14 protein-coding genes are annotated in these 17,798 nt (G+C 44.3%); 4 read left to right on the top strand and 10 right to left on the bottom strand.

Going from position 1 to position 17,798, the window contains the following annotated elements; translation table 11 throughout:
- The first annotated feature begins 286 nt into the window (after nt 1-286).
- Nucleotides 287-550 carry a 30S ribosomal protein S20 gene (gene rpsT, locus BIZ39_RS01295; protein ID WP_014950134.1) on the top strand — a complete coding sequence of 88 codons (264 nt, stop codon included), beginning with the start codon at nt 287-289 and terminating at the stop codon, nt 548-550.
- 173 nt (nt 551-723) lie between these two features.
- Here the strand turns inward: rpsT and BIZ39_RS01290 are convergent, their stop codons facing one another.
- The 4 genes from BIZ39_RS01290 to BIZ39_RS01275 form a co-directional block, all read right to left on the bottom strand.
- Nucleotides 724-1,476 (bottom strand): SDR family oxidoreductase, encoded by a 753-nt coding sequence (locus tag BIZ39_RS01290; RefSeq protein WP_039216949.1) that lies wholly within the window; start codon nt 1,474-1,476, stop codon nt 724-726.
- A complete protein-coding gene (locus BIZ39_RS01285; RefSeq protein WP_187446166.1) occupies nt 1,476-2,606 on the bottom strand; it encodes a phosphotransferase family protein in 1,131 nt (376 codons plus the stop codon). Before BIZ39_RS01285 ends, BIZ39_RS01290 begins: the two co-directional genes overlap by 1 nt.
- Before the next feature lie 171 nt (nt 2,607-2,777).
- The gene (locus tag BIZ39_RS01280) at nt 2,778-3,608 is read right to left on the bottom strand and encodes an SDR family oxidoreductase (RefSeq protein WP_187446165.1); all 831 of its coding nucleotides are present in this window, start codon (nt 3,606-3,608) and stop codon (nt 2,778-2,780) included.
- Between the two features lie 127 nt (nt 3,609-3,735).
- Nucleotides 3,736-4,635 carry a bile acid:sodium symporter family protein gene (locus BIZ39_RS01275; RefSeq protein ID WP_187446164.1) on the bottom strand — a complete coding sequence of 300 codons (900 nt, stop codon included), beginning with the start codon at nt 4,633-4,635 and terminating at the stop codon, nt 3,736-3,738.
- Between the two features lie 119 nt (nt 4,636-4,754).
- Here BIZ39_RS01275 and BIZ39_RS01270 point away from each other — a divergent pair, with 119 nt between their 5' ends.
- From BIZ39_RS01270 to BIZ39_RS01260, 3 genes are all read left to right on the top strand, one after another.
- Nucleotides 4,755-5,660, top strand: a complete 906-nt coding sequence (locus BIZ39_RS01270) for a LysR family transcriptional regulator (RefSeq protein ID WP_187446163.1) — start codon at nt 4,755-4,757, stop codon at nt 5,658-5,660.
- Nucleotides 5,661-5,763: 103 nt separating this feature from the next.
- Nucleotides 5,764-6,561, top strand: coding sequence for a UDP-2,3-diacylglucosamine diphosphatase (locus tag BIZ39_RS01265; protein ID WP_014979808.1), 798 nt, complete (start codon nt 5,764-5,766; stop codon nt 6,559-6,561).
- 165 nt (nt 6,562-6,726) lie between these two features.
- Complete coding sequence (locus BIZ39_RS01260; protein ID WP_275444204.1) at nt 6,727-8,514, top strand: lysophospholipid acyltransferase family protein; 1,788 nt, start codon at nt 6,727-6,729, stop codon at nt 8,512-8,514.
- Between the two features lie 76 nt (nt 8,515-8,590).
- Here BIZ39_RS01260 and dapE read toward each other — a convergent pair whose 3' ends face one another.
- The 6 genes from dapE to clpP form a co-directional block, all read right to left on the bottom strand.
- The gene (dapE, locus tag BIZ39_RS01255) at nt 8,591-9,766 is read right to left on the bottom strand and encodes a succinyl-diaminopimelate desuccinylase (RefSeq protein WP_187446162.1); all 1,176 of its coding nucleotides are present in this window, start codon (nt 9,764-9,766) and stop codon (nt 8,591-8,593) included.
- 533 nt (nt 9,767-10,299) lie between these two features.
- Nucleotides 10,300-12,192: a SurA N-terminal domain-containing protein gene (locus BIZ39_RS01250; protein WP_187446161.1), complete on the bottom strand. Its 1,893-nt coding sequence runs from the start codon at nt 12,190-12,192 to the stop codon at nt 10,300-10,302.
- Nucleotides 12,193-12,505: 313 nt separating this feature from the next.
- Entirely contained in the window at nt 12,506-12,778 is a 273-nt protein-coding gene (gene hupB, locus BIZ39_RS01245; RefSeq protein WP_012518978.1) for a nucleoid-associated protein HU-beta, read from the bottom strand.
- 321 nt (nt 12,779-13,099) lie between these two features.
- Nucleotides 13,100-15,451 (bottom strand): endopeptidase La, encoded by a 2,352-nt coding sequence (gene lon / locus BIZ39_RS01240; protein ID WP_187446160.1) that lies wholly within the window; start codon nt 15,449-15,451, stop codon nt 13,100-13,102.
- Between the two features lie 341 nt (nt 15,452-15,792).
- On the bottom strand, nt 15,793-17,067 hold the full coding sequence (gene clpX / locus BIZ39_RS01235; protein WP_187446159.1) for an ATP-dependent protease ATP-binding subunit ClpX: 1,275 nt from the start codon (nt 17,065-17,067) through the stop codon (nt 15,793-15,795).
- A gap of 74 nt (nt 17,068-17,141) precedes the next feature.
- Nucleotides 17,142-17,771: an ATP-dependent Clp endopeptidase proteolytic subunit ClpP gene (gene clpP / locus BIZ39_RS01230; protein WP_014950147.1), complete on the bottom strand. Its 630-nt coding sequence runs from the start codon at nt 17,769-17,771 to the stop codon at nt 17,142-17,144.
- Nucleotides 17,772-17,798 lie beyond the last annotated feature (27 nt).

Genomic DNA, 17,798 nt, shown 5'->3' with positions numbered 1-17,798 from the left:
TCTTTAACAACTTTCTTGTTATAATCCGCGCCCGGTATGGGGTGCTGTCGTTTATGCATGTCTATCGCTAAAATGTCTTGAAAGAATATCACTACGAATCTCTTTCAAAAAATGTCGCAGAGAAATGTCGCAAAGAATGTGCAACGTGTTGAGCATACTTTGTGTTCAATAGCTTGCGCGTTTTAACGCGGAACGATTTAAGTTTTAAATCGTTTGACATTTGGGCGTTTGGTAGGCACAATCCGCACCCTCGTTTTTGACATGAATTTATTTTGGGAGTTACACCTTGGCTAACATTAAGTCTGCTAAGAAGCGTGCAATCCAAGCCGAAAAGCGTCGTCAGCACAACGCTAGCCGTCGTTCAATGACTCGTACAAGCATCAAGAAAGTTATCGCTGCAATTGCAAGCGGTGACAAAGAAGCGGCACAAGCTGCACTTACTGCTGCTACTCCAGTACTTGACAGAATGGCTACTAAAGGCTTGATTCACAAGAACAAAGCTGCTCGTCATAAGAGCCGTCTAGCTGCACAAATCAAAGCACTAGGTTAATCTTTACGATTAGTAGTTAAAAAAGCGCCCTTCGGCGCTTTTTTTGTATCTGTAATCGACGCTAATTAGCATGGGTTACTGATTCCAAATTTAGACTTAAAGGCATAAAGCCCACCACTAGGCGAGCTCTGTTACAGTCTTTGCGGTGTGTTCACATCCCAGCTATCCGCTTATCAGCTCATTTTTCTTATTGAGCTTGCCGGTGCAATACGCATGATCCAGTGAAGGATGGCCCAAGGCCAGCTTGGCACAAACGCATTCGCTTTTTCTTTATTGATTGCATTGACCATCGCACGACAGCCCACATCGGTATCAACAATAAACGGTACTTTCTCTACTTTTTCGTTTATTTCGCTGCGAATAAAACCGGGGTGAATACAGGTGACGTTAATTGGCGTATTCATTACATCCATTCGAATGCCTTCGGTCATTGATGTAAGCCCTGCTTTTGTTGCCGCGTATACAGTCATGGCGCGTCTAAACCCGCGCACCGCGCTTATAGATGAAATCGTCACAAGATGACCACTATTTTGTGCCCTAAAGATAGCCATTGCCGCTTCACATTGTGCTAGCGCCGACACAAAGTTAGTCACCGCCGTTTGCTTGTTAGCGTGGAAATACCCAGTGCCAATAGACGCGCCCTTGCCCATGCCTGCGTTTACAATGACTCTATCAAGGGTTCCCATGTCGGCTTTGAATGCGTCGAATACTTCAAAAACCGCATCGTGATCATTGACATCCAGCGAGCGAATATACACATCAATGTTTGGGTTAATTGAATGCAATTCGTCTTTCAATTTTTCTAAATTCTCAAAGCGTCTTGCGCAGAGGGCTAGGTTACAACCCTGTTTGGCAAACTCAATCGCCATTCCCTTGCCTAGGCCTGAACTCGCGCCTGTGATCAGAATATTACGTCTTGTTGTCATTATCGTTTTCCTGATGCTTTTATGGCCTTATTACAACGCCACATTAAGTAATGAATGAAGATCCAAAAGTTTTTAAACGCTGGATTATTGGTTTGCTTGTGGTGGTATCGATAGTAGATTTGCTGGGCAATACCGGCTAAACGGAAAAGCCCGTATACCTCGTAAAAGGTAAAATCATCTACATCTATTTCCATCTCTTTGCAGTAGTACGCAACCACCTGCTTTCGAGTTAGCATACCGGGTAAGTGAGTAGGCTGGCGGCGCGTTGATTGGGCCAAAAAGTCATCATCCGCTTGTACCCAATACGCCAAGGTATTACCCAAGTCCATAAGCGGGTCGCCCAAGGTCGCCAGTTCCCAATCCAACACACCGATAATTTGCGTATAGTTATCTGGCTTTAACACCACGTTGTCGAACCGAAAGTCATTGTGGGTAATACAAATGCGTTCATTAGCGGGCATGTGGTTTTCTAGCCAGCGCATTATTTTTTTACCCGAGGGGACATTCCAGGTTTTTGCTTTACTATAGCGTTCGCTCCACCCGCTTATTTGGCGTTCTATGTAGCCAGCACCTTTACCTAAGTGCTCAAGCCCCGCTTTCTTATAATCCACTTTATGAAGCTCGATTAAGCTATCAAGTACATTAGTGCAGAGCTGTTTGGTTTGCTGCTCAGACGTGTTTAAGCCTTTGGGTAAGTTCTTACGTGGTATCACGCCGGTAAACTTCTCCATTACGTAAAACTCTGTGCCTATAACGCTCTCGTCTTCACAAAGTCCAAGCATTTCTGGCACATAGCGGTAAACAGGCTTTAACGCATGCTGTAATCGAAACTCCCGCCCCATATCGTGAGCCCCTTTGGCTTTAGTACCTGCCGGTGCCCGACGCAAAATTAACGACGTTTGTTCGCTCTGGTTTTGTTTACTGCCTTGATAGTCCAAGCAGTACGTCCAATTAGAAGCGCCCCCAGAATACTGGGTGACTTGAGGCAAGCTATCGCTACTTTGTATCATGGCCTTCAATGATGGACTGGAGGCACTAATATTTTCCTTAAGCCAATTGTGTACAGCGTTCACGTCTAGCTCTTCGCCTGCACGTACGCTGTCAGCTTTATCTACGACCTGTTGTTGCATATCTCAATCTTCTTGTAATTCTGTTTCAAAGGGCCTATTCAAAGTGCTAACTCACAATCTTTGGCTAGAAGATACTTCTGTTTGTGCCTGTACAAGAGCAGCTCGACAATTATCTTCAGATAGCTTGGCGACAAACACAGGTGAGCGCGTTTCCGTTTTACCTAATTTTGCTTAACTTTGCTTTTCCATTGCACGCTTCATCATCTTCGTTTGATTGAGCATATTTTTGATATAGCGCTGGGTTGGCAGCAGCTTCTTTAACAGAAAAGCGCGTTTACCCAGTTTATGGGTAAGAATTAGAAACTGCTTTTTATCGACTTGCTGAAATATGGACTCAGCCACGTCTTCTTTCGTCATGTCTGCTTTGGCAAAGAATTTATTGAGCATCTTGTGCGACGCTGGGTTGCTGCTTCGCATCGACTCATCTAAATTCGTTTTGAAGAAGCTTGGACAAACTACACTAACGTCAATATTGTCAGGTGCTAATTCCAACTTCATGGTTTCAGAAAACGACACGACTGCAGCTTTAACCGCGTTATAACTTCCCATATAAGGAATAGGCGTTAGCCCCGCTTGAGATGCAATATTAATGAAATAGCCACCGCCTTGCTCTCGCATTAACGGTAAGAGGGCACGACTGACTCTCACCATGCCTAACACATTAATATCAAACACCCACTGCCACTGCTCAATGCTCTCATCTAAAAGGCTGCCACCAGAAGCAACACCCGCATTGTTAAACACAGTGTCAACACCGCCCCAGCGAGTTTCCAAGGTGTTCGCTAACGTTTGAACATCATTTTCAGAGGTTATATCGCAATGGATGTAAAACGCATTGGCACCTTGGGCGGATAGCGTATTTACTGTTTCATCGCCTCTTTCTTGGTTAATATCGGCAATGCAAATATCTAACCCCTCGTCTTTGCCTGCCCACTTTTCCGCCCACTTAAGGGAAATGGCCTGACCTAAGCCGGTAGCGCCACCGGTAATCAATACGCGCATGATGTGTTTCCTAACTGTTCTTGTTTCATTATTCTTGTATCGGCGTTTATGTTTAGTTGCGCTTTATTGTGTTAAGCGCTAATCAGTACTTCACTATTCTCTCTAATTGACCGCCTTATCAATCCAATCAAACTGATTCCGTCTTTTGCAGTGACACTGATGGCTGTTCGTTACGCATTTTTCGTTTTGCCCACAGGGCCAATAGTGCGGGCCCGATGTACATTGCTACGCCATATACACCAGGTGCAATCGCGTAATCAGGTGCATCTAAAAAGGTAATACATATCAGCATTGCAAGCGCCGCGTTTTGCACGCCTATTTCAATGGCCAGCGTGAGCGAGTCTTTAAATGCTAGGTTTGAAAGCTTAGCAAGCCCGAGCCCTAACAATACCGATGATAAATTTAACGTTAAGCAAACCAAAAACGCGCTTTCAAAGGACGCGGCTAAATTGTTTCTTTCTGAAACCAGCACGCCCACAATCATAAGCAACATGAAGTACATAGAAAACTGCCGAAAGAAACTTTCAGTTTTAGTAGCAAACCTGCTGTTAAAGCGACGAATGGTCATGCCTAAAATGACCGGTACAATTGATATACCAACCAGCCCTATCACTGTTTGAATAATAGAAAAGTCTGGCGCGTTTTCTTTTACAAAGTAATCAAGAGCAAATAGAATGATAAAGGGCGTTGAGAAAACGCAAGCGATGGTAGAAATAGCGGTTAAGCTTACTGAAAGGGCCAGATTTGCTTTTGCGATGTGGCTGATTAAATTACTGGTCGTGCCGCCTGGGCATGCCGCTAAAACCATGACACCAACCGCAATATAATCGGGTAGACCAAAAACAAAGCACAGTCCTAGCGCCAACATAGGCAGCAATATAATTTGCCCTATAAAACCCGTTATTACTGCTTTAGGTGCTTTAAGTAGCCGAGCAAAGTCAGCAAGAGTTAGCGTTAGCCCCATACCAAACATAACAAATGCCAAAGCGAGAGGTAACAACACCTCGGTAAGTACAGATGCCTGCATACACACGCCCCTTACAAAAGAAGCCTCTATTAAAGAAACCTTTTATTAACATTTAAGCCAGTGTACTCTGTTTAATAATAAATAAAAATGATGCCTTATTATGGAAACCCATAAATAATATGCATGGAAAATTAGACCTAAATTTATTTGTTGTGCTGCGCGCGGTCTACGAGCAAGGCAGCATTACGAAAGCCGCCAACGCACTGCATATTACTCAGCCTGCAGTGAGTCATGCCTTAGGTCGTCTGCGAGAGAAATTTGATGATCCGCTGTTTATTCGTCATGGACGACAAGTTGTGCCTACCCCGTTTTGCCAAGGCATTATTACATCGGTTGTGAAATCAATAGAAACCCTTGAAAGTACATTAAAAGGTAAAGTGGGCTTTGATATAAGTGATAAACCCCGTCAGGTGAACCTTGGCTTAAGAGATGTTTTAGAATCTATATTTTTTCCGGTACTTATTCCTGAGCTTGTTAAACATACTCCTAATATCACGGTGAATAGCAGGCAGGTTACCTGGCCCGAGCTTGCTCCCGCGTTAGCCGCTAAAGAGCTTGATATCGTAATTGACGCGTTAGTTCCCACCAGCCGTGACATTCGTTCACAGTTTATCTGCGAAGAAACGTTTGTCGTGGTATGCGCGCCTAGCAATAGCTACGTAGATAACCCGAGTATCAAGAGCTACTCAGTTGCACAGCATGCGCTTGTATCTTTAAAAGACTCTAAACTAGATACGGTAGATCTAGCCCTTGCTCAGCACAATTTACATCGGAACATCGCATTGCAGTGTGAACACTACTATGCCGCCGTTAACGTAGTTAGCCAATGCGATCTTTTGCTGACCATGCCAACGCGATTCGCCCAACAATTCAGTAATAAATTCGATATCGAAATTCTGCCCCTTCCATTTGACGTCCCCCCACTCCCCGTACACATGTACTGGCACAAACACGCCGATGAAGACTTAGTGAATGTATGGATGCGAGATAGGCTTTTAGACGTGGCGAGTAAGTTGGGGTTATAGCGCGTATTTGTGTTGCTGTAACACAATGGTCAAGCAAGCGTCACGGTAGTGTCAATTTGCAAACCTATAGTGACGATCCAAGGCATCGCTTTGGGAAACCGCTATGAAAAAGACACACTATCGAACACTTTGGCTTTCTGATATCCATTTAGGAAATCGCGACTGCAAAGCTGAATACTTACTTTCCTTTCTTAATAGCATCACTGTAGACACCCTCTATTTGGTGGGAGATATCGTTGACATGTGGCAAATGACCAAGCAATTTCGCTGGCCACAGGCGCACAATCAAGTCATGCACAAATTCATGCAAATGAGCCAAGACGGCACGCGTGTGGTGTACTTACCCGGCAACCACGATGAACCAATTCAGTCTTATTCTGGTATGGCTTTCGGTGATATAGAAATAGAGCGAGAGTTGGTTCACACCACAGCACAAGGGAAGCGTTATTTAGTCTTACATGGCGATCAGTTCGATGGCGATGTAACTATGGGCAAATTCCATGCGTGGATTGGCGATAAAGGTTACGACCTTTTGCTTTTTCTAAATAGAGAGTTTAATCGCCTACGCGCGTGGCGCAAGCGAGAATACTGGTCACTTGCGGGCTATATTAAAAAACACATTAAAGGAGCGAATGAAGCCATCGCCCGTTATCGAGAAGCATGCTGCAGGCGCGCCGATGAAATGGGGCTCGACGGTGTTGTGTGTGGCCATATTCATCACCCTGAAAGCAGCTTTGAAAACGGCATTCACTACATTAATGATGGGGACTGGATAGAAAACTGCAGTGCACTGTCAGAAGACGTGAACGGTAACTTATCTCTTATTCATTACCTTGATTCATTAGAGTCAGCCACCGTAACACCAATTACAACCAAAACCTCTCGCTCAGAAGCAGCATAGCTGGCATTACACAAATGGGGCTGTAACGGCCCCTGACTTTTGCTATTCACCAAGCAACAGGTGAATTCCAACCCCATCCATCAAGGTTAGGGCCTGCTGACCTGTGCCTCATAGATTGGTCAGCAGGTCATAGTTACAACTTTTTAACACTGTCAAATAACTGCCATGAAACTGTGTGAAAAGCGTCACATTGCCCTGCTATTGTTCGCCAAAACCGGAAGAGAAACAGGTTCTATGTTTACTGTAAACGACGTACTGAACAAGCATTACCCTCAAGTAGCAAATAACCCCATTCTATTTAAGTCGCTGTCATTCGTCTTAAGGCACCTTCTTCACGAACGTGAAATTACCGAATTTGGTGAAGCATATCCGCATTACGAAGATATCGATTTCGTAGAGCAAGTGCTGGAATATTTTAATATCAGCTACTCCACCCGCGATGTAGAAAAAGAACGCATTCCAAGTGAAGGTAGAGTGGTGATTATTGCTAACCATCCGATTGGCTCACTCGACGCACTTGCGCTTATAAAGCTGGTTAGTGAAGTACGTCACGACTTGAAAGTGGTCGCCAATGAAATGCTTATGGCCATTGAACCGCTTCACGATATGCTGTTACCTGTAAACAATATGCAGGGAGGCACACCAAAACAGCATTTATCGGCAATTCAAAAACACCTTAACAGCGACGGCGCCATACTGATTTTCCCAGCCGGTGAAGTTTCTCGATTACGCCCACAAGGTGTTCGCGACACCAGATGGCACACAGGTTTTTTACGCATTGCAAAGCAAGCAAAAGCACCGATATTGCCGGTTTATATAGACGCGAAAAATAGCCCGCTTTTTTACGGCGTGTCCATGGTATACAAGCCATTAGCCACCGCGCTGCTCGTTAAAGAGATGTTCAAACAGCGTAAGAAGCATTTACCTATGCGCATTGGCGAACTTATTCCATTTGAAGCGTACCAGCAAACCAATATACCGCTAAAAGAGCAGGTAAAGCTGTTTAAGCGCCATCTGTATCGTATTGGCAGTAACAAGAAAGGCGTATTTGAAACCCAGGCTTCTATTGCCATGCCAGAAGACAGAAAAGAACTGGCCCGCGCTATGCGAGACTGCGAACATTTAGGTGAAACTGGCGACGGAAAATCTATTTACCTATACCAACACAAAAGCTGTTCACCGATTATGCGAGAGATTGGCCGCCTGCGCGAAGTGGCGTTTCGAGCCGTGGGCGAAGGTACCAACAAGCGTAGAGACATCGATCAGTACGACTCCCACTATTATCACCTTGTACTTTGGGATGACAACGATTTAGAAATTGTGGGTGCCTACCGCTTTGGCGATGCTGAGCTTTTGACAGCGCCAGATCACCCTACCGGGCTCTACTCTGCCACCTTATTTAATTACGGTAAGGACAACGATAAACTCTTCAAAGAAGGCTTAGAGCTAGGGCGAAGCTTTGTCCAGCCTCGCTATTGGGGAAAGCGTAGTTTAGATTATTTGTGGTTTGGTATCGGGGCATTTTTAAGCCGCTACCCAAAGTATCGCTATCTGTTTGGTGCGGTGTCACTCAGTAATGCCTACCCTGAACCCGCTAAAGATTTATTGGTACAATTCTATTCCACGTACTTCCCTGCCAAGTTTGGCGAAGCGACCTGCAAGCGACCTTATCAAATGGCGAACGACGCGTTACATCAATTTACAGGTAACGATTACAAGGCAGAATTTACGCAGCTAAAGCATTTACTGGCTAACATGGGCGTAAACGTACCAACGCTGTATAAGCAGTATTCTGAAGTGGCTAAAGACGGCGGGGTGGCATTTTTAGGCTTTAATGTCGACCCAGATTTTAACGACTGTATCGACGGACTGGTGGTGGTTGATATGCAAACGCTTACCGAAAAAAAGCGCAAACGCTATCTAACCGATATTCAGCTTAAAGCCACAGCCTAAGCGAAGAGGGAGCTTCTGACAAACGCTCCCTTTCTCATTTTACGGCCTTCCGCTTTACTGAAAATTTCAGAAGTCGTTATCGCTCGCCAACATACTTAAGAATGTCGGTATAAATATCTTCAAGAGTGAGCAAATCAGACACATGAATGTGTTCGTTTATTTGATGAATGGTGGTGTTTGGCACACCCACTTCAACCACTTGTGTGTGCTCACTAGCAAAAAAACGCCCGTCAGAAGTACCACCAGATGTACTGATAACAGGGTAACGCCCTGTAGCGCCCTTTATCGCTTTTTCTACGCAGGCAATTAAGCAGTGCTCCGCGTTACTGTTAGGCTTGCTCAAGTAAGCTTCACAGGGTCTTGAAAAGCTAACTTTGGCTTCTGTATCAATACTATTGATAATACTGCGCAGCAATACCGATAAACTGTTTTGATTAAACTGCCACGAATATCTGACATTAAACTCTATACGAACAGCACTAGGCACTATGTTATCTGTGAAGCTTCCTGTGTCCATGTGTGTTATTTGAAGCGTAGTACCAGGGAAATCATCACTCCCCTTGTCAAATGGGTACTGTGTTAGCGCATTAATCACGTTACTCGCTTTGTGGATAGCATTTACCGCTGTCTTTGGATAAGCCACGTGACCTTGCTTTCCTGCAATATGGATAGTGCCGGAAAGTGAGCCTCTGCGTCCAATCTTAATCGTATCGCCGGTTGATGCAGATGCAGAAGGTTCACCGACTAGGCACATATCAAGCTGGACATTTTTAGATGCCAAATACTCAGCTATCCATTTAGAGCCCCACTCCGCCTCCCCTTCTTCATCACTGGTGATTAGCCACCAGAAAGAAACCTTACTGCCATCTAGGGAATCAATGGTTCGCTCTGTTGCCGCTAGCATGGCTGCGATGCCTGTTTTCATATCGGCAGCACCACGTCCATATAATTTATTTTTGCTAATTACGGGACTAAAAGGCGGTGACTTCCACTTATCAAGAGGACCTGGGGGCACAACATCAGTATGGCCGCTAAATGCAAAGTGATTCGTGCCCTGCCCCCACCTTGCGACGAGGTTGCTCACTCCATTAATTGTGTATTTCTCACAAAAGAAACCGAGCTTTTCGAGCTTGTATATCAGGTAACTTTGGCAACCAGCGTCCTTTGGGGTAATCGACGCTCTTGCCATAAGTACTTCGGCAAAATAAATACTGCGAGCTGGCGCTATGGAAGGTAAAGGCTGAATTGACATGCATAAGAAACCTTTATGAAACGTGGGTCTATTACACAAATGTAAAGTGACACGGCAATAACAGATTTACGACAATGCCATGACAGCGGACAAGGTAACCTGAAGTTAAAAATAATAAAGGATGACAACAAGGAAGGCGACAATGGATGAGTTGGCGACTAGGACTGGCTCGTTAAGATTTGTCTAAATCAACGCGCGTTGTTATAACTAGAACATAACTTAAAGAAAGGCATTACTGTGTTAAAAATCATTGTTTTAATACCCCTTATTTTGTCACTACTCTGGTTTGGCTATTTACAAGCCAATAAATACACTCTGGAGCAAGGCAAGCAAGGGTTTCTGTACATATTCGTGTTATCTGGTGTTATTGCGGCATTTTATACACTGATGCTGTTCTTAACGAACTAACGCACTTCAAATAAATAGCCAATCACTGTGTTGTAAAAAAAAGCCAGCATCTATGAAAGAGGCTGGCTTTTTAGTATTTGCCGGTGTCACTGTTAGTCGCAGCGACAGCTTTTATGCAGCAGTGCTTATAGCGTCTGTGAGATAGTCACTTCTGCATTTGCGCGAAGCGCATCAATATATTGTTGATAAACGCGCTGACCTTGTACCTGAGCAAGGCGCTGCTTCAGGCTTTCACCCAACTCATTCTCAAGCTCTGGTGCTGCGTTAACGTTTTCAAGCATAACAACAGCAACGTCACCGTTTACCATTGTTGCAACATCAACTTTATCTTCGCCTTCAAGGGCAAGAGAGAAAAGCGTGTCAACGAGTGCACGTGCAAGTGTACCGCCCGCTCTCGGAACAGCCGCTGCTGTTTCCCAAGACACAGACTTTTCAGCTAGCTCGCTTTCAACGCTTTCTCCAGCACGCACTTTTTGTGCGATATCAAACGCCCAAGCTTCTGCAGCTTCTTTTGACTTTTCAGCCTTAACAGAGGCTTCGATGCCTTCGCGTACTTCTTCAAGAGATTGAGTACGCTGAGGCTGATGCTCAATAACACGCGCAACAACAACGGTTTCGTCGTCTAGTTCTATAATATCGCTATTAAGCCCTTCATCAATAAGTTCAGAAGAGAAAGCAACGTCCAGTAAACCAGGGAAGCTTAGATCAGCAGGTGCGGTGTTGCGACTAAATACCACTGACTCTTGCACAGGCAAATCAACCGCGTTCGCTGCATCTTCTAGCGTATCAGGTACTTCAAACGCAATTTCAGCTAACGTATTTTGAAGCTCAAAGTACTTTTCCATAGCCGCGTCATAAAGAAGCGTATCGCGAATCTCACCCGCTACTTCATCGAAAGATTTAACTTGTGCTTCTTTTAAGTCTGTTAACTTGATGATGTGAAAACCAAACTCGGTTTCAACTACGTCGGATACATCGCCAACATTTTGTAAAGCAAAAGCTGCTTCATCAAACGCTGGGTCCATCATTTCTGGCGTAATGAAGTCTAGGTCACCACCGTTTTCGGCAGAGAATGTGTCATCAGAGTTTGCTTCTGCAAGAGCCGCAAAGTCTGCACCGTTGTCGAGTTCTGCTTTTAATGATTCTGCCTTTGCTTTCGCTGCATCGGCATCATCGCCAGCTTCGATAAGAATATGAGAAACACGTCGCTCTTCTTCTTTGCCGTAGCTTCCCAGGTTATTTTCGTAGTACGTACGAACCGCTTCTTCATCAACCGAAACGCGATCTTTCAAGTCATCGACACTTAACTTAACGTAAGCAAGTTTAACCTGCTCGTCAGTATCGAAAGAGGCGATGTTGTTATTATAAAAAGCTTCAACATCCGCATCTGTCACTTCAATTGAGCCGGCAAATTCATCAGAGCTCACTAGCACGTATTTCGCATCACGAGTTTGGCGCTGTAGCGCATTCGCTTGCTGTACTTCACCGTCCAACGCAAATGAAGAATTCGTTAGCGCTGCAGCCAACTGGTTTTGTGTCATTTGAACGCGCAGATAATCACGGAAATCGGCTACTTGAAAACCGTTTTGACGAAGAATGGCTTGGAAACGTTCGTTATCGAACTGACCACCAAACTGGAATTCAGGCATTTGTGTTATGGTTTCGCGAATTTGTTTATCACTTACGCGCAATCCCATGTCCGTCGCTTGTTGCTGAATTAGTTTTTCAGCAACAAGTCTGTCCAGTACATTTCTTCTGAAATCTGCGAGGTATTGCTCACTAGAGAAAAGCTGTGCGATGCTTTCGCCGTATTGTGACTCCATTTGTGCACGCTGATTCTGATATGCACGCTCTAGTTCTTGTGCCGAAATTTCTTCGCCATTAACAGTAGCTACTGCAGTAGTACCTGATGATGTTAGGTAGCTACCTACACCTGCGAATACGAAACTTAAAACGATAAGCGCGATAATCGCCATCGCCCAAGGGCCTTGAGAACCTTCTCTGATTCTTTCTAGCATGATTGTTCTTCAACTCCGTTGCTTACTACAGTTACCTCAAACCATCACAAATCCGTGAGTGCGAGATAAAATAAGCGCTGATTATAACCCAATGCTGCCGAATATAAACGACCAAAACACACTATTTGTACTGTCTTTCGTTAAGTTCGAACGTTGCGAGGACATGTATAAAACTCATCAAGCCTCGTAGGGTTATTTCTACTCTTAAAATATTGGGGTCAGAGTCATTACTCTGACCCCAATATTGAATTCTTTGTTTTAGAAATAAAAAAGGCGATGGACTAGCCATCGCCTTTTTCTATAATTTTTGTGCTTAGTTACAAGCGTCTTTCAGTGCTTTACCAGCTTTGAAAGATGGAACTTTCGCTGCTGAAATCTGAATAGTCTCACCAGTTTGTGGGTTACGGCCACTGCGAGCTGAACGTTCGCGAACTGAGAAAGTACCAAAGCCTACTAGTGCAACTTGGTCGCCGTCTTTAAGCGCCGCAGTTACTGAGTCAGTGAATGCGTCAAGAGCACGGCCAGCAGCTGCTTTAGAAATGTCTGCACCAGCAGCGATTTGGTCGATAAGTTGAGACTTGTTCACAATTAGATCCCCTTCGATTGTTATTATACTGTTTATCCAAAACGATTTTGCTTGGACGTTATAGCAAGCTTGATCATTAACATCAAGCTTCAGTCACAAATAATTAACTTTTTAAATGAATCGCTGCAATCCCTTTTGTGGCAAGGCTTCAAGCGAATACCATTTAAAGGTAACACAACTTTTGCGACTTGAAAGCCCTAATTTTAAAAAAATCAGGTTTTCTTTTGCTCAATGCACATTTTTTGTTCATTTATTGCAATTTTATAGCAAAAAAACGGCTACACGCCTTTAAAAACAAAGGATTGTAGCCAGTCGATTAAGTTATTTTTTAACCACCTTGACACTTTCTACAGGTTCCTGCAGTGCAATATCAAGAACTTCATCAATCCACTTAACCGGATGGATTGATAAATCTTTCTTCACGTTGTCTGGAATTTCTTCCAAATCACGCTCGTTATCTTTTGGAATAACGACAGTCTTAATGCCGCCTCGATGCGCTGCTAGTAGTTTTTCTTTAAGTCCACCAATAGCAAGCACCTCACCACGTAGGGTGATTTCACCGGTCATGGCTACATCGCACTTCACAGGGTTACCCGTAAGTGATGAGACAAGTGCAGTACACATAGCAATACCTGCGCTAGGGCCATCTTTCGGCGTAGCACCTTCAGGTACGTGCACGTGAATATCACGTTTCTCGTAGAAGTCATCGTTTATGCGAAGCTTTTCTGCACGACTTCTTACCACCGTCATAGCAGCCTTAATAGACTCTTGCATGACATCACCTAACGAACCCGTTGATGTCATTTTGCCTTTGCCCGGAACCGATGTTGTTTCAATGGTCAGTAAGTCACCACCTACCTGCGTCCAAGCAAGTCCTGTAACTTGTCCAATTTGATTGTCTTTGTCGGCTTTACCGTAGTCAAAGCGTTGAACACCAAGATAATCTTTAAGATTATCCTGAGTTACGACTACTTTGTCTTTGCTCTTCTTAAGCAAGATATCTTTTACCGCTTTACGGCATACTTTCGACACTTCACGCTCTAAGCTACGAACCCCGGCTTCACGGGTATAGTATCGAATCATACCAATCACGGCAGAATCGGTAATTTCCAACTCCTTCGCTTTAAGTCCATTACGTTCCATTTGCTTACCAATTAAATGGTTCTTCGCAATATTGAGTTTTTCGTCTTCTGTGTAGCCAGATAGACGAATCACTTCCATACGGTCAAGTAATGGGCCTGGAATATTCATGCTGTTAGAGGTGGCTACGAACATAACATCTGACAGGTCGTAGTCGACTTCCAGATAATGGTCACTAAAGCTGCTGTTTTGCTCTGGATCTAGTACTTCAAGGAGCGCTGACGCAGGGTCGCCTCGCATATCCGATGACATCTTATCGATTTCATCAAGTAGGAAAAGCGGGTTTTTGACCCCTACTTTCGCCATTTTTTGAACTAGCTTACCTGGCAATGAACCAATGTAAGTACGACGGTGACCACGGATTTCAGCTTCGTCACGCACGCCACCTAGTGCCATACGCACATATTTGCGACCTGTCGCTTTAGCAATCGACTGGCCTAATGAAGTTTTACCTACACCTGGAGGGCCAACAAGGCACAGAATTGGGCCTTTTAGCTTTTTAACACGCTGCTGAACGGCTAAATACTCAAGAATGCGCTCTTTCACTTTCTCAAGGCCGTAGTGGTCTTCGTTAAGCACACCTTCTGCGCGGGAAAGATCTTTCTTCACCGGCGAGCGCTTGTTCCAAGGCACGTTAGTCAGCCAGTCAATGTAGCTTCGAAGCACGGTAGCTTCTGCAGACATTGGTGACATCATCTTAAGCTTTTGAAGTTCAGCTTTCGCTTTATCTTCCGCTTCTTTAGGCATTTTAGCGTCGGCTATCTTTTTAGATAACGCTTCAAATTCGTCAGGTGCGTCATCCAGTTCACCCAACTCCTTCTGAATAGCCTTCATCTGCTCGTTCAAATAGTACTCGCGCTGGCTCTTTTCCATTTGCTTTTTAACGCGGGTACGAATTTTCTTTTCGACCTGCAGCAAATCAATTTCGCCTTCCATCAGCGCCATCAGATATTCAAGACGCTCATTAACGCCCTGCATCTCTAACACTTTTTGCTTTTCAGTAAGCTTAAGAGGCATATGTGCAGCCATGGTGTCGGCTAAACGAGGCGCATCTTCAATGCCATTTAGTGATGTCAGTACTTCTGGTGGAATTTTTTTGTTTAGCTTTACATAGCCTTCAAACTGAGAAACCGCAGAGCGAATAAGCACTTCTTGTTCGCTCTCATCAATCTCTTCATCAGTTAGTTTGTCTACATTAGCAACAAAGAATGGCTCTGATTGCTTATAGCTTTCAATTTCACCGCGTACACTACCTTCCACCAGCACTTTAACCGTACCGTCGGGTAGCTTTAGAAGTTGTAGGATAGTAGCAATAGTACCGACGGTATAGATGTCGTCCGCTTCAGGCTCATCTACGCCAGCGTCTTTTTGTGCTACTAGAAAAATTTGTTTGTCATTATCCATTGCCGCTTCTAGACAACGAATTGATTTCTCACGCCCAACAAATAGGGGTATGACCATATGCGGGTAAACAACCACGTCCCGCAAGGCAAGCACAGGAATTTCAATGCGATTTTCACGCTCAACTGTCATACTTGTTCTCAATTAGTTTGAAATGTCATTTTTATATGGGGATGCAAGAGCAAAGTTCAATCGAAACTTATTAAAGTGCATTAATTCCTTAACCTTACCTTCCCTGCTCCAGGGCCTGTTGACCTTAGTATAACCATTATCGATTTTGCCTCGAATGGCAATACTAAACTCAAAAATCTAGTAGAAAGGATAGCGAGAATTGTTTTAACCGCTCAAATATCATCCACTTTCAAGGTATACCCCTTGATTAAACGTCGATCAGATTAGACAACGAAGTCTGAAACTTTAGCTGTTAAAAACAAAAAAAGGCCCTGAAGGGCCTTTTTTCACAAAACCAGCATCTATTCAGAGGCGGCTTTCTTTTCGTTGCTGTCGTAAATCAAGATAGGTTTTGATTCACCGCGAATAACGGTTTCATCAATAACAACTTTGCTCACGTCTTCCATTGAAGGAAGGTCGTACATAGTATCAAGCAAAACCGCTTCAACGATTGAGCGAAGACCACGTGCGCCTGTCTTACGATCCATAGCCTTTTTGGCAATAGCATTAAGTGCATCGTCACGGAACTCTAGCTCTACATCTTCCATCGAGAACAATGCACCATATTGCTTGGTGATTGCATTCTTAGGCTCGCGTAGAATTTGAATTAGTGCTTCTTCATTCAACTCTTCAAGGCTTGTTACTACCGGTAGACGACCAATGAACTCTGGAATCAAACCATATTTCACTAAGTCTTCAGGCTCAACTTGCTTAAACAGTTCGCTGATTTGTTTGCCGTTGTCTTTCGACTTAACCGTAGCACCAAATCCAATACCCGTGTCTTTTTGTGCGCGTTGCTCAATAACTTTATCAAGACCAGCAAACGCACCACCACAGATGAACAATATCTTAGAGGTATCAACCTGCAGGAATTCCTGCTGTGGGTGCTTACGTCCACCTTGCGGAGGAACAGACGCAACCGTACCTTCAATCAGCTTTAGAAGCGCTTGCTGTACACCTTCACCCGAAACGTCACGAGTGATAGATGGGTTGTCTGACTTACGAGAAATCTTATCGATTTCATCGATGTAAACAATTCCGCGCTGCGCTTTTTCTACGTCATAGTCGCACTTCTGCAGTAACTTCTGGATGATGTTCTCAACGTCTTCGCCCACGTAGCCAGCTTCAGTTAGCGTGGTTGCGTCAGCCATGGTGAACGGAACATCAAGCAGGCGCGCTAGGGTTTCTGCTAGCAGCGTTTTACCACTACCGGTAGGCCCTATTAGCAAAATATTACTTTTGCCAAGTTCTACGCCTTCGTGAACGTCGCCATTGCGCAAGCGCTTGTAGTGGTTATACACCGCTACTGATAATACCTTCTTTGCATGTTCTTGCCCGATAACGTAATCGTCTAGGTGAGCATGAATTTCGCTTGGTTTAGGTAAAGCGTCCTGCTTTTGCTTAGGCGCGATTTCCTTAATTTCTTCGCGAATGATATCGTTACATAACTCAACACACTCGTCGCAAATGAATACCGACGGGCCTGCTATTAACTTTCTTACTTCGTGTTGGCTTTTGCCACAAAACGAACAGTACAGTAGCTTATTATCACCGTCACCGCTTTGCTTATCACTCATTACTTTTGCCTCTGCCTTGCCTGAGCCGAAAACCAAAACGTGCTATGCACTGGCTCAGGTCTACTATAACTATACTACTTAGTTGCGGCTACGTCAGATCGATTTGCTAAAACTTGGTCAACAAGGCCATATTCTTTTGCTTCAGTTGCACTCAAGAAGTTATCACGGTCTGTGTCACGCGCGACTTTTTCATAGTCTTGACCAGTATGGTCCGCCATAAGGCGATTCAATTTCTCTTTAATAGACAGAATTTCTTTCGCGTGTATTTCAAAATCAGATGCCTGACCTTGGAAGCCACCAAGCGGTTGGTGAATCATTACGCGCGAGTTAGGTAGACAGTAGCGCTTACCTTTTGCTCCTGCAGATAGTAGAAATGCGCCCATGCTTGCAGCTTGGCCCATACATACTGTACTCACGTCTGGCTTGATAAACTTCATCGTATCGTAAATTGCCATGCCAGCAGTTACCGAACCGCCTGGTGAGTTAATGTATAAGAAAATATCTTTCTCTGGGTTTTCAGCTTCTAAGAACAACATTTGAGCAACGATGAGGTTGGCCATGTGATCTTCAACTTGTCCTACCAAGAAAATTACGTTTTCTTTCAATAGGCGAGAATAAATGTCGTATGAGCGCTCACCTTTAGAGGTTTGCTCAACAACCATAGGGACAAGTGCATTCATTGGGTCAAACGGGGTATTAGTCATAGCTACCTTGATTATCTAGCGTTAAAA

Origin of the sequence: Alteromonas sp. BZK5, assembly GCF_014349115.1 — a bacterium.
Classification (GTDB): domain Bacteria; phylum Pseudomonadota; class Gammaproteobacteria; order Enterobacterales; family Alteromonadaceae; genus Alteromonas; species Alteromonas macleodii.
Note: the sequence above shows the minus strand (reverse complement) of the source record. Positions and strands in the feature narration are given on the sequence as shown.